Here is a 15,183-nt window from a genome sequence, read left to right as displayed (position 1 = left end):
AGCGACGGAGGCTGCGCCGAACCTTCTGCTCTACGAATTGACCGTCTGACGAAACAGGGCACCGCCCGGGCGTCGGCAAGCATCCGGGCAGTGCCCCAAAACAGGTGATCTCAGCACCTGACATGGCCGTCGCCCCTCGCCAGAGCGTCGGGATTGTCGTCAGGGTCTACGGTAATGGGGAACAGCAAGTGTCTACTCTGCGTTGGGTTGCTCAGCTGCTGCGCCTGTACGTACCAACGAATACTGATCTGAATGTGGATTCAGGGAGACTGCACAGCGCTGAGGGAACCTCTACCAGTAGCACACCGCTGCGGTATGCATCCTTCCATCGACGTGTTCACAGTTCGGGCATCACTTATCAGACACGCCACTTGCGCTGTGTGTGTGCCTTCGAATGGTGAGCTATATGGCTCGGTCACCGACGTTGTACATCTTCCATCATCGATGGAGAGCGTTGCCTTCATGTCTCCCGCGACTACACTCTTAAAAGCAACAGCGCCAGTGGATGTAAAATTTTTGCTACAGGATAGTACCCTTCGGGGGCGACAGCGTACAGATAGTCCGAGCTCCTGGCGGAGATTGGAGCATTGCTCGAAGAGGGGACATCAGCTTTGCTGTTTGTGCAGGACCAACTCCACACTGCCTCTCCGGAGATTGTGGTTGCCCCTCTTGAGGGGACAGAGTCTTTTGCTTCACACAGGGCCTGGTGATAGATCTTGGTTGCTTGACTTTGGTCGTCAAACCGATAGACAAGCCCGCCCTTTCCATCTCTGAACAGACGTTGCTCAACCATCACCGTACCGCCTTGGAAATCGGACGTCGGGATGGTTCGAACGATCCACTTCTTTCCATCGGAAGATTCAAGCTGGCGTTCATGAATCGCCGAGCTTTCACTGGCAATCGGATTGGCGGCCGCTAGTCCTGGCGCGACCGCAACGAGAATGGCGAGGGCGATCAAGGCCTTTCCAATCGGCTTCGATGATTTCTTTACAGTGTCCATACTTTTCCCTTGTTCGATTTGGCGCATCAGTCGAGCTGTTTTCGCAGCTGGCCAGTGACCTCCTGGACTCAAATGCCGAGAGACTTGGAGACACTGCCTACACCGATGCAGGGCTCGCTTGTGCGAGGTTGCTCGCATTTTGTGAAATTGGTTGGCATTTTAACTTTCCCGCGCTGATCGTAATCTTCGCTGGGTCGTGCCTATATTCTTGGCCCTAGTTTCATGGTGATACTGGGAGACAGCCGGCTGGGTGCGGTCACTCTCATCGCCATGCGCGAATGCCCAGGGAGAGGCATTTGTGTTTCTGACAGACTACGACCCCTGGATACTTGAACTGCTGGCTCGCTGGTGAGGTCACGTGTTCATCCCCGACGCCCACCCTTCGGCTTGTTATGGCACAACGGGTAACTCGAGCACGACCGGAACGCCCCGTGCGGCCCATTGCGGTCCACGAACACGCCCACCTTGCACACCGGGCAGCGCTCTTCGTGGATGGCTGTGCCTGAAATCGCGGTCACTTCCACTGCGCCTTCCTTCACCAGCTCATCCAGGAACGGCGAGTGCCTGCCCTGCAGGGTGAACATCGCAACCGATCGTCGCGCCCGCGTCAGCGCGACATAGAACAGGCGCCGTTCTTCGCTCAGCGGATAGGTATCGCCGTCCGGCATTGCCAGCGAAAGCACCGGGTCATCCGCGCGCAGGCTCGGGAAGCTGCGGTTGATCACGCCCGGCAGGATCACGTAGTCCGCCTCGCGCCCCTTCGATCGATGGGCGGTCAGGAACTCGACCTCCATCGTGCTGCCAAAGGCCGTCTTCCAATCCAAAGGCATCGCGCTGCGGTCCGCGCGATACCGCCCCAGAATGAATACAGTCACGCGCCCGTTGCGGCCCTGCGGCACTGCACCTGACAGCAGTTGCTGGTGCAGCGTCGCAAGGTATTGGCGAACACCATCCTGTACCTCTTCACGCCGGTTCATCTGGAACGCCTGCAGCACCGGACCCATTGCCGGCGCAGCAGAGCGGACCTTCTTGGCGATCTGCGCGGGGTTGCGGCTGATGAAGCGGCTGGAAACATCACACAGCGCCTGCGGGCAGCGGAACGTCTGCTTCAGTTTCAGCACCTGGCCATGGCCCATCCATTCGCGGAATCCGGTCATCACCGAAACGTCGGCGCCAGCGAAGCGATTGATCGATTGCCAGTCATCGCCCACCGCAAACAGATGGCGGCCCGGTTGGCTGACCAGGGCACGGCAGAGGCGCGCACGGGCGCGCGAGGCATCCTGGAATTCGTCGGCCATCACCAGATCGTAGGGTGATTCATAGTGGCCCTGTTCCAGCAGCCCGGCGGCCATGTTGAGCATGTCCTCGAAGTCGATGCTGCGCTCGTCAGCCAGCGCGTTGTCCCAGGCCTGGAAAACCGGCCCGGCGATCTCCAGGAAGCGCCGGTAGCGTTCCTTGAACTGATCCTCGGGCATCTGCCGCAGGCGCGCCGCCATGTCATCCAGCGTCAGGCAGTTGCTCTTGGCATGCGCAATGAAGGTGCGCATCAGGCCGATCAGGTCTGCATCCGGCATCGGCTTGGCGCCCTGGTCGGGCAGCTCGCGGTCCGGGTTCGGGTCGAGTTCGACACCAGCCGCACGCAGCCGCTCGGCTAGATCCTGCAGGGCCTGTCCACTGCGCAGGCCGAACGACGTCGTTTCCACCAGTGCGGTGCTGTGCGCCGCATGCTGCTGCCGCTTCCAGTGCATCCCTTCGCTGTAGTTGGCAAAGTGCTTTGGCGGCTGGCCATCGGCATCCAGCGCAAAGTGCTCGTGATACAGCTGGGCGTACGGATAGTAGAAGTCCGGACGATACTGGCGGTGGGTGTCCGTCGCGGTATCGAATTCGTAGCGCCGCTCGTAGTCGTACGCCACGCCGTTGTAGAACAGCCAGTCGGCGATGACGCACTCTTCCAGGCTCTTCACCCGCTCGCCCTGCAGGGTACGCATGTAGGGCGTGCCATCGCGGTCGTAACCATCGGCCATCATGTCGGCGCCGAACGGCGGAAGATCGCGCCCGAACACCAGGCGGAACATGTCCCACTGGGTGCGGAAGTGGGTCGAGCGGTCCTTCAGGTCGTCCACCAGTTCGGCCAGCTTGTTGAAGCCCAGCGTCGCGTCGACCGCCCATTCCGGGATATCCGGCTTGCGCCCTGTGGCTTTGGCGATGATGGACAGGCCCAGGGCGTGGAAGGTCCGCGCCTCCACCACGGTGTCGCCCATGCCGAGCCGGTCGAAGCATCGCTGCGCGCGCTCTTCCAGCTCCTTGGCGGCGTCCTTGTTGAAGGCGAGCATCACGATCCGTTCGGGCTCCATGAAGCCGCGATCGATGGCATAGGCGGCCTTGGCAACCATCGTGGAGGTCTTGCCAGAGCCGGCCGCGGCCACGACCTGCACGCGGTTGTCGAAGCAGATGACGGCGCGGGCCTGCTCCTCGGTCAGCGGCCTGCTCTCGACCCGGTCCAGGAAGGGCTTGGCCAGACCCAGTTCGCGGGTCGCCATTGCCTCATTGGCGTCCGCCCACAGGGCGGGCCAATCCAGCTGCCAGTCATGCAGTGCGTCCAGTGCCATGCGGTGGCGGTCCGAGTGCAGGTCGTCATGCACCTCCTCGTCGAGGAACAGCTGCTCCAGCTCGGCGGGCGGCAGGGGCAGGGACGGGCGGTCGGCCAGCAACGCCTGCTGCTGTTCGTACGTGATCCAGCGGCGGCCGGTGGTGCCTCGGTCGGTAAGCGCATCTGCCTCGGCCAGCCACGCCTGGATCTGCGCCAGAACGTGCTCAAACTGTGCCTTGCGCCCCCGCCTGGAGCGCGCGAAAAGCATGTGCTGCACGGCAGCGGCAAGCCGGGAGCCCTGGCTGTTCGGCAGCCCATCCACAGACAGTGCTTCGCCGCGCTCGGTCGTCAGTTCGACCCTGGACCAGAGTACGCCGCGAACGACCCGCACGCTGTGTTCGTTCGCTACATGCTGGCGGTACTGCCTGCCGTCGATCAAAAGCGCGACCTGTTCGCCATCCAGCCGCAACTGCCAGTCCGGCGAGCGGGTCACACGCTGGCCCCAGCCCGAGGGGCGCCATTCCATAGACATCCAGATACTGCCTTGCGTACGTGACCGGGCGTAAAGCGCCCTTGCCGCCACATGATAAGGCGGCTTGGCGTGGCACGTTGCGTTTTTCCGGTCAGTCGCGCGCGTGAGCCAGCGATGGCATTGCACCCTCGCCGGTACGACAGGCGTCAGGCGTTCACATCCACGACGATGCGGCCGCGCACCTTGCCGGGGATGATCTGCTCATAGACATGCAGCACCTCGGCGAGGCCGATCTGCTGCACGGTACTTTCCAGCTTCTGCGGGTCCAGGTCAGTTGCAAGCCGATCCCAGGCGCGCTGGCGAACCTCTTGTGGGGCATTCACCGAATCCACGCCGGCCAGGGTCACGTTGCGCAGGATGAAGGGCAATACCGAGCCGTGCAGAGCGTCGCTCTGGGCCAGGCCGCACGCGGCCACGGCGCCGCGGTACTTGGTCTCGGCGATGGCGTTGACAAGGGTGGGGCCGCCGGCCACATCGACCACGCCTGCCCAGCGCTCGGCACTCACCGGCCGCTCGCGCGGCTCCGAAAGCTGCGCACGATCGATGATCTCGGCCGCACCCAGGTTGTGCAGATACTCAGCATGCTCCGGACGTCCGGTGGCGGCTACCACGCGGTAACCCAGCTTCGAGAGGATTGCCACCGCGATCGAGCCGACGCCACCGTTGGCGCCGGTTACCAGCACATCGCCCTTGTCGGGCGTCACGCCGGCATGTTCCAGGGCGAGCACGCACAGCATCGCGGTATAGCCAGCGGTGCCGATGGCCATGGCATCGCGGGTGCTCAGGTTGCCGGGAATCCGGTTGAGCCATTCACCGCGTACGCGGGCGCGCTGGGCCAGGCCGCCGTGGTGGCCCATGCTCAGGTCCCAGCCATTGAGTACGACGCGGTCGCCTGGCTTGAAGTCGGTCCTGCTGGATTCCAGTACCACGCCTGCCAGATCGATGCCGGGAATGAGCGGGAATGTCCGGATGATCGGACTCTTGCCGGTGAGCGCAAGCGCATCCTTGTAGTTGAGCGTGGAGTACTCGACCTGCACCAGGACGTCGCCGTCCATCAGATTCGCCTCATCGAAATCGACCAACTCGGTCGAGAGCTGGTTGTTCGTCTTGCGTGTCAGCAGGGCTTTGAACGTCATGGATGGCCTCACATTCATGGAATGGGGCCATGCTAGGCTCGTGCCACTATTGCAACAAGAACGATGATTTTCCGTAGGTACTATGGTTTTCCGGAGTATGCATGCGTAGCAGGCGTTGGGATGGCAAGAGCGGGTGTGCGGTGGAAGTCACGCTGTCCGTGATCGGTGGCGTGTGGAAGCCGATCATTCTGTTTCACCTGATGACCCGCAAGCGACGTTTCATGGAATTGACCCGGCGGGTGCCCAACGCCACCCAGTCCATGCTCACCAGCCAGCTCCGTGAACTGGAAGCCGATGGCGTGGTGATCCGCCACGTGTATCCGGAAGTGCCGCCAAAGGTGGAATACGAGCTGTCCGAGTTCGGTCGCACGCTGGTGCCGGTGCTGCTGGCCATGCGCGAGTGGGGCGAGACCTACCGCGGCTATCAGAGCACCCAAGGCGATAGCTGAAGGCTGAGGGGCGTTGCGCCTGCCGCATGTGGGTTTCGCGAATGCCTACAGCCATCGGCGGGTCTTTGGCACCGCGACCGCGCATGTCGTATACGGCTGGATAGGGCGTCCGGAAAGTACGCGTCGATGGTAGTCGCCTGCTGGCGAAGAACGCCAGTCAATGGACAACTCGACATCCACTGACGCAACCAACGTAGCGACGTGATCGATCAGGATTTCCCTGCTTTCCACCGCCGGTTCAGGGCGGTAACCATGTCCGCGCCAAGGCATTCGCCGTGGCCGGGATTGGCGTCCCGAACTTACGTAGTACAAGGCGTCGTAGTTGCAACGTATGTTGCGATCACGACAATGCAGCTTCTGTCAGTTCATGGCGGATGGTGCGTGGGGGTCTTAGGGCCCGTCGGCTTTCGTACTACGTATCCGGCACGCCAACCCGCACCGTCCGCCACCTTGCATCTGCAGGTGGCCACAACGTGAGGTTGCCGTCATGCCCGAACGTCTTCCCGACCATCCCCGCCTGCACGCGCTGCTGGGTGCCGCTGTACTTGATCTTCCCGCTGCCTTGGCCGAAACGCTGGAGGACGCGCTCCGCGAATCCGCCGAGTTCGTCACCCCATCGGCATTCTTTGCACACCTGAAAGGCCACGGCAGGAACCTGCGCGCCGATGGCGAGGCCTGGAGTGAAATGTGCCTGAGCCCCGGCCGCGCCTTCGACATGGCCCTGGCCACCCGCAGCGTTTCGGGCATCACGGCTTTGACTGCGGTGCTGCACGCCGCGCATGTGGCGCGGGAGAGCGACGATCCCGCCTGCTGCCCCTCCGCAGCCGTGGTCGAAGGTCTGTTCAACGCCTGCCAGGCGTTGTCGCTGCAGGTGGAACGCTGCCTGGTGCCGTGAAGGGCTGCGACGCGGTTCCTGTTCCGTTGACGCCCGGTTCCCTATAGTGGCGCTGGAACCCCGCAATGGAATGCCCATGCACGTGATGTCCCCCGGCCGTTGCCTGACGCTTGCACTTGCCGTCGCGGTGAGCGCCAGCGCATGTGCACGGTCACCGTCCACCGAACACGAAAGGAATCCCGCCATGTCCGGCGCAACGCAGACCGGCCGCACGATCAACGGCCACACCTATACCGATGCGCCCGTGGACGTGAAGCTCGGGCCGAATACCTTCCGCATTCCGGCCAACTACCTGGACAGCCAGATCGCACCATGGCCAGGCGAGGGCGTAACGCTGGTCATCGAGTGGCCGGACATGAAGCCGACGGCGCCGGGTGCGCGAGCCAATCCGCGTACGAATGATTTCCGGAAGGAGATTCCCATCCGGATCAACTATGTTGATCGCGTTCCCGTTGAAACACTGCTTTCAAGGCTGTCGTCAAATGAAGCCATCACGGAGGAGGGCTCTGTGGAAAGGGAGGATCCCAGGGACCGTCTCGATCAACGCGTTGCGCAGCCGGAAACCTTGGGCCTGACGCCCCATGCAATCGATGAAGCGAAGATGGTGGTGTACGCGAAGAAGTATGAGGCGCGGTACGGGAAGCCGCCTGTGCGCAATCCCGCCTATGAAAGAGACTGGTACATCGCACGTCAGAGCGACGGCCGGATCAGCTCATTCATCAAATGTGACGGCGAGGAATTCCGAGGCGACGGCGTGCGGCTGGAGGGGCGCGAGGTGATCAGTGAGCCAGGGGAAGTGGCCGCGGGCTGCGTTCATTACTTCGTGGACATCGACAACAAGCTGTCCGTCAGCCTGGACTACAAGAGAGCGTTTCTGAAAGACTGGAAGCGCATGGAAGAGGCCGTCAGGGACGTCATCGCGCGCACCCGGTCCAAGTGATCGGTGATTCAAGGAAGAGAAGGGGCAGGGTATGAGTGGATTGACAGAACGCGATCTGAGCGTCCTTGGCAGCTATGCCAGAGACGGCAACCGCGAGCTTTACTGGAACTACCTGTCGCAACTGCCGGGAGCCGATGGATACGGGACACTGGCACTGGGTGTTGTACGCAATGACAGCCTGCCGGGACGCGTCGCGAACGCGTATGCACAAAGCTACGCAAAGACCCAGCAGGACGAGGGATCCCGGTTTTCAAATGCACAGTTGACGGAGCGGCAATGGGAGTCCTTTGGGCAGACCCTGCTCGAAAGAGATCTTGAGTTGCGGCAGCAGTGGATGAACGAGCGCCGTCCAGACCTGGCACTGAATCTCCCCGGCAAGGATGTAATGCTGGCTCACGACCGGGCATTTGAACGGCATGAACTTGATCCTAACTGCTGGACGCCGCGCGTGTTGCTGCAAGCGGCTGAGCAGAAGAGCGGCCCCGAGAAGCTGGAACAGATCTGGACCAACATGCTCAACAATGACTACGCCGGAGGCCCGCGCGTAGGCAACACCAGTGTCGATGCCGTCAGCCAGATGGGATGGGTGAAGGGCGGCCAGTACCTCACCCGGTTGAGCGTGCTGGAAGCCACCCAGGCGCTGGAGGGCCGCTCAGCAGTCGATCCGAACGTCATCGGTGGCAACAGCTACTACGCGATGTACTTCGAAGCGGACAGGAAGTGGGCCAGTGTCAGCGCGGGCGGCGGCCACATCTCGATGCGGGAGATCACCGACCCCGCGCGCATCGCCGAACTCAACGACACGCGCGAGGTCCGTCTGGAGCGCCAGGAAAAACGCACCCAGTTCCACCCGGACGACCCGTACCGGACCATCACCCGCAGCCCGCTGACCGCAGCCGTGGACGACGTGCCGGATCCCTCGCAGGCACCGACCCGCCTGGCCGACATTGGTCCGGGCCACCGCGACTACGCACTGATGCAGCAGGTGCGCGAAGGCGTGGCCGCGATCGATGCCAGCGCGGGACGTACCCACGATGAGAACAGCGAGCGCTTGGTGGCGAGCGTGATGGCATTGGCCCGTCGCAACCAGCTTGAACGGGCGGACCATGTCCTGCTGAGCGCGCAGACCGCCGAGCATCCGGCCGGCCGCAACGTGTTCGTGGTGCAGGGCGAGATGAGCGATCCCGCGCATCTGCGAGCCGTCATGCCTACCGATGTTGCGGTGCAGATGCCGGTTGAACAATCACTGCAGCAGATCGAAGCTGCCAGCCTTGAGCGCCAGCAGGCGGCCATGCAGCGCCAGCAGGATATCGATGTGCAGGCGCGCGAAAGTCACGCGATACGCATGGGGTGACCAGGCGAGCGCCGAGCCGGGCGTGGGCACGGCGCCACAGGAGCGGCTCGTCAGAAGCTGTAAGCCGCCTGCACATACACCCGCCGCGGCTCGCCCGGGAAATGCCCGTTGCGCTCGATGAAGCCGCTGGCCGCGTACACCTTGTCGAACAGGTTCTTGACGTTGGCCTGGAACTGCCACTGCTTCCACGTGGTCTTCCAGCTCATGTCGAATACCGTGTATGCCTTGACCGTCTGCCCATCCAGGCTGACACGCTCGCCCACATGGTCGGCGCCGAAGCCGATTGCCGAGTTGATCGAAGGCAGGTCGTAGCGCGTCCACAGGCCGAGCTTGTTGCGTGGCGCATTCGCGAAGCGGTCGCCGGAGGCATTGGTGATGCCGTTCGGTCCGGCGTCCTTCACCCGTGCGTCGTTGTAGGCGTAGGTCAGGTTCACCACCCAGCGCTCGGTCACGTCGGCCAGCAGGTCCAGTTCCATGCCCGTACTGCATACCAGGCCCAGCGCGGCCAGCTGGTTCACGCCGTCCCGTACTTCACCGGTGGCCTGCACGATGTTGCTGCGGTCGATGCGGTAGGCCGCCATGTTCAGGGTCACACGGTCGGCCAGCAGGGACTTCAGGCCGACTTCCCATTGCCTGCTGCGCTCCGCGTCGAACGGTCCGCCGGCCGCCGGGTTCTGGTTGGTGGCACTCTGCGGCACGAAGCCGCTGGCGATGTTGGCATACAGGTTCACGCCGTCCCGGACGGTAAAGGTACTGCCCAGGCGCCAGCTGAGATCGTTGCCATCCACGCTGCCGCCACCCATGCGGTCCTCATCCTTGAAGCCATCCCAGCGCAGTCCGGCCAGCACGTGCCAGCGCGTGCCCAGCGCCAGCTCATCCTGCAGATAGCCGCCGTAGCGCTTGCTGCGGGTTGCGGTGCTGCGCCAGGGCAGGGCGGCCAGGTTGTAGTCATGCCAGGTGCTCGCGCCATAGACCGGGTTGAACAGGTCGATGCCGCGCACCGGGCCGGCGCCGCGTGCCAGGTCGGCACTGTTGGCGGTCTGCGCCGTGAAGTCGGCGTCGAGCTGATACACGTCGGCGCCGAACAGCACCTTGTGTTCGATACGGCCGGTGTTGATCCGCCAGACGGCATTGCCGCTGGCGGTGAAGGCCTCGTTGTCGCGGATCTGGTTGCGCAGCTGGCGCGTCATCCATTCGGCTACGCCATCGCGGTCACGATCGATCAAGCCCATCGGTTCGTGGTACATCTGGTGCTCGTTGTTGCTGAACCAGCGTGCAGCAATGTCCACGTCCAGCGTATCGAGCGGTGCGAAGCGGTACTGCGCCAGTGCAACCCTGGCGCGCATGTCGAGGAAATCACTGGCCTCGTTGTGGTTCCATCGCCGGTCGGTCAGGAAGCTGCCGGCATCGTTCACCGGCACACCGCGCAGCCGGTTGCCGCCCAGGTTCTGGGTGATGTCGGTGAACTGCAGCACCAGTTCGCCGGTCTGGCCAACGTCGAAGGCCAGCGATGCATCGCCGATCACGCTTTCGCTGTCGGCGTTCCAGCGCACCCCCTGCTCGCTGTCGGCATACAGGCCGGCGCGATAGCGGATGCTGCCGCTGGCATTCAGCGGGCCGGTGCCTTCGATCGATCCGGCGCGGAAGTCCTTGTCGCCTGCCTGCAGCTCGATGCGGCGTTCGGCGCGCGCCTTGGGCTTGCGCGTCACGTAGTTGATGATGCCGCCCGCATCACCACCGCCGTACAGCGCACCGGCCGGGCCCTTCAGCACTTCCACGCGTTCGATGTTGAACAGCTGCGGCACCGAGAAGCCTGCATACGGATCGCCGCGCAGACCGTCGTAGAGCACGTTCTCCTGGCGGAAACCGCGCAGCGTGACGCCGGCATAGCTGAAGAAGCTGATGCCGCTGATGCTGCGGTACAGATCGGTGACCTGGCGCGCCGCCTGGTCGTCGATCAGCTCGCGTGGCACGACCTGGATCGACTGCGGTACCCGCTCCAGCGGAGTATCGGTGCGGGTGCCGACGGCTGCATCGTTGGCGCGATACAGGGTCTGCGCGCGGCCGCGGACTTCCACTTTGTCCAGGTCCTTCGGGGCGTCAGTGGAGGTCTCGGAAGCCAGTGCAGGTGCAGCCAGAGAGAGGGGCAGCGCCAGGCAGAGGGCGTGCTTGAGCGGGGTTGGAAGGGGCATGAGGGACGAGGCCGGGCTGCAAATGAGAAAGATTAGCATTTGCAGTACTTCGAGGCCTATCCCCCGGATGCACTATGGACGCGGGCCCGGGTCGGTATACGGAGTGCCGGCCAGGGCCACCAGCACGCCGGTCCCGCCGCGCACGATCAGCTGCAGCATCGCCTGGCGCGGATCCTCACCCTCCTGCTGGCTGGCCAGTCCTCCCTGATAGGCCGCCACCATCGACGCCAGCAGCATCGCCGCACCCAGGCGTGCCTCGGCATCATCCGCTGGCCGCCCGACCGCGCTTGCCATCAACAGCGTGAGGTCGTCGGCCAGCAGTGCCTGCAGCCGTCGCGCGTGCGCCACCAGCACCGGACTGTCGGCCACGGTGGCCCAGAAGGCCGCTGCACCGGCATTGATCCGCAACAGGGGATGGCCGCTGTCGAGCAGCTCCCTCACCAGAGACTGGAAGGCGGCCAGCGGCGTCATGCCGCGGCGCGCCGCCATGCCCTCGCGCAGCAACGCCCGCGCCTCCTCGTCGCGGTCGAATACCAGGTCCTCCTTGCTGGCGAAATAGTTGAAGACCGTCTTGCGCGAGACTCCGGCGGCCTCGGCGATCTCGGACATCGACACCGCCTCGAAGCCACGCTGGATGATCAGCGCGGTGGCGACATCGGAAATTGCCTGTCGCGTCTGTGCCTTGCGTTGCTCGCGACGGCCTTGGGGCGGGGTCATGGCGGTTGGCTTGTGTAAACGTACACCGAGTGTAACATTGTGCGCACCAGAGCGCCGGGCCGGCGCAGAGCGGGGATCCTGATGCTGTACGACGTTGTCATTGCCGGGGCCGGCCCGGTCGGCCTGTTCCTGTCCTGCGAGCTGGCCCAGGCCGGCTGTTCGGTCCTGCTGCTGGAGCAGGCTGAGTCGCCCGATTCAGCCCTGAAGCGCCTGCCCTTTGGCCTGCGCGGCTTGAACGCGCCCACGCTGGAAGCGCTGGATCGGCGCGGCCTGCTGGACGCGGTCGCGGCCCGCCAGGTGCTGAAGCCGGACAAGGGCGCACCGCCGCCCGGCACCGCCCATTGGCTGGCGCAACCGCGGCCGCTGGGAGGCCACTTCGCCGGCATTCCTTTCGCCCTGGATGACGTGGACGGCGGGCGCTGGCGTGATCGCCTGCCGACCCCGGTACCCACCCAGATGGCGGTGGAGCTGCAGTCGCTGGAGGCGGTGCTGGCCGAGCGCGCAGTGTCACTGGGTGTGCAGATCGAGCGGGGCTGTACGGTGCAGGCAGTGCACGCACACCAGTCACAGATGGAGGTGCAGACCGCTCGCGGGCTGATGCGGGGGCGATGGCTGGTCGGTTGCGACGGCGCCCGCAGCACGGTACGCAAGCACTCCGGCTTCGAGTTCGCAGGGACGGCGCCCGAGTTCACCGGGTACACGCTGCAGGTTGAACTGGCCGATCCGTCGGTGCTCACCCCGGGGCGTCAGTTCACCGAATACGGCATGTGCAATTTCAACCCGCCGGGCGTGCTGGCGCTGGCCGATTTCGACGGTGGCGCAGGCCACCGCGGGCCACTGGACCTGCACGCCTCCCAGGCGTTGCTGCGGCGGGTGTCCGGGCGCCAGACAACGATCACCGCGTTGCATCTGGCCACCACATGGACCGATGCCGCGCGCCAGGCCACGGCCTATCGCAGCGGCCGCGTGCTGTTGGCTGGTGATGCGGCGCACATGCATTCGCCGCTGGGAGGTCAGGGCCTGAATCTCGGCATCGGCGATGCGATGAACCTGGGGTGGAAGCTGGCCGCCGTGGCGCGAGGCGACGCCGCCGAGACGCTGCTGGACAGCTATCAGGCTGAGCGTCATCCGATCGGCGCCCGGGTGCTCGACTGGTCGCGTGCGCAGGTGGCGTTGATGCGACCAGGCCCAGGGCAGCGCGCGCTGGCGGCGGTCTTCGCCGACCTGGCCGCGACCCGCGACGGTGCCACCTATCTCGCTGAGCGGCTGTGGGGCGTGGCACAACCAGCGGTGTTCAACGGCGAGCATCCGTGGGTTGGCCAAAGCGTGCCTGACGTCCAGCTGGCCAATGGCGATCGCATGGGGGAGCTGCTGCGCGCAGGGAAGGGCGTGCTGCTGGGGCTCGATACCGGCGTTTCACTCGGCCCGGTCTTTGCGCGCTGGCAACGCTCGGTTACCTGCGTGATATCCACGGCGCGCGATGCGATGGGACTGGGTGCGTTGCTGGTCCGCCCTGACGGTATCGTGGCCTGGGCCTGCGATGCCGGCGGCGATGCGTCGGGGCTGGCGCCCTCGCTGGAACGCTGGTTCGGTCCGCCGCGGGGAGCGACCGGCTAGGGCGATGCCACCACAGCCAGCGCGCGGCGCGCGGTCTCGGTCATCACCGAGGCCAGCTGCTTCAATGAGTACGGCTTGCGCAGCAGGGTGAAGCCATGGCCAGGATCCCGCGCCAGCAATTCGCTGTAGCCGCTGGTGAGGATCACCGGAAGCTCCGGGAAGCGGGCGCGGATGGCACGGGCCAGATCCAGGCCGTTCATGCCCGGCATTACCACGTCGCTGAACACCACATGGAAGCGCGAGGCATCCCGTTCCAGCTCGGCCAGGGCCTCGTCCGCATTGCGTGCAAGGACCACGCTGTAGTCGAGTTCGCGCAGGGCGCCCACCGCAAATTCGGCCACGTCGACGTTGTCTTCCACCACCAGCACGCAGACGCCATGCCCATGCTGCAGCCCCGATTGCGCCGCCGGCCGTTCCGTCGTTTCTCCTGCCTGCGCCAGCGGCAGGTACAGCGTAAAGCGGGTGCCGGCGCCGGCCTGGCTCTGCACGTCCACCTCGCCTTCTGACTGCTTGACGAAGCCGAATACCTGGCTGAGACCGAGTCCGGTCCCAGCGCCCACGCTCTTGGTGGTGAAGAAGGGCTCGAAAATGCGGTCAACCACCGCAGGGTCGATGCCCGCTCCGGTGTCGGTCACACTGATTGCGGCAAAGTCGCCCTTCATCGGCGCGGCGAAGCGCACCGAAGGCACGGCGGTTACCTGCTCCACCTGGATGGTCACCCTGCCGTGTCCCTCGATCGCATCGCGGGCATTGACCGCGATGTTGATCAATGCAGTGTCCAGCTGGGTCCGGTCCAGCAGTACCGGCATCGGTGTATCGGGCAATGTCAACGACACCTGGATGCGCGCGCCAAGTACCGTGGTGATGATATCCGAGAGCGCGTGCACGCTTTCGCAGAGGTCGAAGACCTCCGGCGACAGGCTCTGGCGACGCGAGAATGCAAGCAGTTGCGCGGTCAGCTTGGTGGCGCGGTCCGACGCTGTTGCAATGGCCTGGATGTAGCGGCGCCGGGTGTCGTCTGCCGGCCACGTGTGCAGGAGCATGTCTACCGAACCGGTGATGACCTGCAGCAGGTTGTTGAAGTCGTGGGCCACCCCGCCGGTGAGCTGGCCGATCGCCTCCAGCTTCTGCGACTGGCGCAGCTGCTCGCGGGCGCGCACCAGTTCCAGATGGGCCTCCCGCGCCTGCTCGGTGATCGCCGCGACCTGGCGGCTGTGCAGGTCGCGCTCGATCACCCGTTCGGTCTGTTCGCTGACCACGCACAGGATGCCGGCCACACTGCCGCAGCCGACGCGCAGCGGCGAATAGGAGAACGTCCAGAATGTTTCACGCAGCGTGCCGTCGCGATCCATCATCAGTGGCAGGTTCTTGAAACTGCGGCTGGTGCCGGCGAAGGCATCGTTGACGGCCTGAACCACGTCTGGCCATACGTCCGCCCAGACATCCTCCAGGCGATTGCCCATCGCGCCGTGCAGTTTTTCCCCCAGCATGGGCAGGTACGCATCATTGAAGAAGAACGCCTTGTCTTCCTTGCCCCAGGCAAGCCACAGGGGTTCTGGCGAATCCAGGATCATCGCCAGCAACGTGCGAAGTTCGGCGGGTGCGCTTGCGGCAGTGGCCGAGCGGGCCCAGTCACTGTCCTGCAGCAGTCGGTAAGCGAGCTGATCAGGTGCAGAGACTGGCAGGGGAAAAGGATGCATGGCCGCCATTGGCGCAGGAAGGTGGCGCAGCATAGCCCAGCGCATGTCATGACGCTCTGCA

Annotated in this window: 11 protein-coding genes; 5 read left to right on the top strand and 6 right to left on the bottom strand. The window is 64.4% G+C overall.

What is annotated here, in order from left to right:
* Nucleotides 1–475 precede the first annotated feature (475 nt).
* From ACUDTM_RS05205 to acuI, 3 genes are all read right to left on the bottom strand, one after another.
* Entirely contained in the window at nt 476–1,027 is a 552-nt protein-coding gene (locus tag ACUDTM_RS05205; protein WP_143592557.1) for a hypothetical protein, read from the bottom strand.
* A gap of 335 nt (nt 1,028–1,362) precedes the next feature.
* Nucleotides 1,363–4,116 carry a UvrD-helicase domain-containing protein gene (locus ACUDTM_RS05200; protein ID WP_445391468.1) on the bottom strand — a complete coding sequence of 918 codons (2,754 nt, stop codon included), beginning with the start codon at nt 4,114–4,116 and terminating at the stop codon, nt 1,363–1,365.
* Nucleotides 4,117–4,268: 152 nt separating this feature from the next.
* Entirely contained in the window at nt 4,269–5,258 is a 990-nt protein-coding gene (gene acuI / locus ACUDTM_RS05195) for an acrylyl-CoA reductase (NADPH) (protein ID WP_072168106.1), read from the bottom strand.
* A 101-nt stretch (nt 5,259–5,359) separates the two neighbouring features.
* Here acuI and ACUDTM_RS05190 point away from each other — a divergent pair, with 101 nt between their 5' ends.
* From ACUDTM_RS05190 to ACUDTM_RS05175, 4 genes are all read left to right on the top strand, one after another.
* Nucleotides 5,360–5,707 (top strand): winged helix-turn-helix transcriptional regulator, encoded by a 348-nt coding sequence (locus ACUDTM_RS05190; RefSeq protein WP_072168105.1) that lies wholly within the window; start codon nt 5,360–5,362, stop codon nt 5,705–5,707.
* A gap of 487 nt (nt 5,708–6,194) precedes the next feature.
* On the top strand, nt 6,195–6,602 hold the full coding sequence (locus tag ACUDTM_RS05185) for a hypothetical protein (RefSeq protein WP_072168104.1): 408 nt from the start codon (nt 6,195–6,197) through the stop codon (nt 6,600–6,602).
* A 76-nt stretch (nt 6,603–6,678) separates the two neighbouring features.
* Nucleotides 6,679–7,542, top strand: coding sequence for a Smlt3025 familytype IV secretion system inhibitor (locus ACUDTM_RS05180; RefSeq protein ID WP_072168103.1), 864 nt, complete (start codon nt 6,679–6,681; stop codon nt 7,540–7,542).
* Nucleotides 7,543–7,573: 31 nt separating this feature from the next.
* Complete coding sequence (locus ACUDTM_RS05175) at nt 7,574–8,896, top strand: Smlt3024 family type IV secretion system effector (protein ID WP_088497910.1); 1,323 nt, start codon at nt 7,574–7,576, stop codon at nt 8,894–8,896.
* 50 nt (nt 8,897–8,946) lie between these two features.
* On the opposite strand, the gene ACUDTM_RS05170 is transcribed toward ACUDTM_RS05175, so the two are convergent.
* Both ACUDTM_RS05170 and ACUDTM_RS05165 read right to left on the bottom strand, forming a co-directional pair.
* Complete coding sequence (locus tag ACUDTM_RS05170; protein WP_353080307.1) at nt 8,947–11,088, bottom strand: TonB-dependent siderophore receptor; 2,142 nt, start codon at nt 11,086–11,088, stop codon at nt 8,947–8,949.
* Nucleotides 11,089–11,160: 72 nt separating this feature from the next.
* The gene (locus tag ACUDTM_RS05165) at nt 11,161–11,805 is read right to left on the bottom strand and encodes a TetR/AcrR family transcriptional regulator (protein ID WP_188240845.1); all 645 of its coding nucleotides are present in this window, start codon (nt 11,803–11,805) and stop codon (nt 11,161–11,163) included.
* Nucleotides 11,806–11,886: 81 nt separating this feature from the next.
* Here ACUDTM_RS05165 and ACUDTM_RS05160 point away from each other — a divergent pair, with 81 nt between their 5' ends.
* Complete coding sequence (locus tag ACUDTM_RS05160; protein WP_334271444.1) at nt 11,887–13,422, top strand: FAD-dependent monooxygenase; 1,536 nt, start codon at nt 11,887–11,889, stop codon at nt 13,420–13,422.
* On the opposite strand, the gene ACUDTM_RS05155 is transcribed toward ACUDTM_RS05160, so the two are convergent.
* Nucleotides 13,419–15,122 (bottom strand): hybrid sensor histidine kinase/response regulator, encoded by a 1,704-nt coding sequence (locus tag ACUDTM_RS05155; protein ID WP_088497928.1) that lies wholly within the window; start codon nt 15,120–15,122, stop codon nt 13,419–13,421. The genes ACUDTM_RS05160 and ACUDTM_RS05155 overlap by 4 nt on opposite strands.
* Nucleotides 15,123–15,183: the final 61 nt, after the last annotated feature.

The organism is Stenotrophomonas maltophilia group sp. vghtpe118 (assembly GCF_052605195.1).
This window is presented reverse-complemented; position numbering and strand designations above follow the sequence as displayed.

Excerpts from the sequence above, each read along its gene's own strand:
- ACUDTM_RS05205 (WP_143592557.1), bottom strand. The coding sequence starts at position 1,027 with ATGCGCCAAATCGAACAAGGGAAAAGTATGGACACTGTAAAGAAATCA.
- ACUDTM_RS05200 (WP_445391468.1), bottom strand. The coding sequence starts at position 4,116 with ATGGAATGGCGCCCCTCGGGCTGGGGCCAGCGTGTGACCCGCTCGCCG.
- acuI (WP_072168106.1), bottom strand. The coding sequence starts at position 5,258 with ATGACGTTCAAAGCCCTGCTGACACGCAAGACGAACAACCAGCTCTCG.
- ACUDTM_RS05190 (WP_072168105.1), top strand. The coding sequence starts at position 5,360 with ATGCGTAGCAGGCGTTGGGATGGCAAGAGCGGGTGTGCGGTGGAAGTC.
- ACUDTM_RS05185 (WP_072168104.1), top strand. The coding sequence starts at position 6,195 with ATGCCCGAACGTCTTCCCGACCATCCCCGCCTGCACGCGCTGCTGGGT.
- ACUDTM_RS05180 (WP_072168103.1), top strand. The coding sequence starts at position 6,679 with ATGCACGTGATGTCCCCCGGCCGTTGCCTGACGCTTGCACTTGCCGTC.
- ACUDTM_RS05175 (WP_088497910.1), top strand. The coding sequence starts at position 7,574 with ATGAGTGGATTGACAGAACGCGATCTGAGCGTCCTTGGCAGCTATGCC.
- ACUDTM_RS05170 (WP_353080307.1), bottom strand. The coding sequence starts at position 11,088 with ATGCCCCTTCCAACCCCGCTCAAGCACGCCCTCTGCCTGGCGCTGCCC.
- ACUDTM_RS05165 (WP_188240845.1), bottom strand. The coding sequence starts at position 11,805 with ATGACCCCGCCCCAAGGCCGTCGCGAGCAACGCAAGGCACAGACGCGA.
- ACUDTM_RS05160 (WP_334271444.1), top strand. The coding sequence starts at position 11,887 with ATGCTGTACGACGTTGTCATTGCCGGGGCCGGCCCGGTCGGCCTGTTC.
- ACUDTM_RS05155 (WP_088497928.1), bottom strand. The coding sequence starts at position 15,122 with ATGCATCCTTTTCCCCTGCCAGTCTCTGCACCTGATCAGCTCGCTTAC.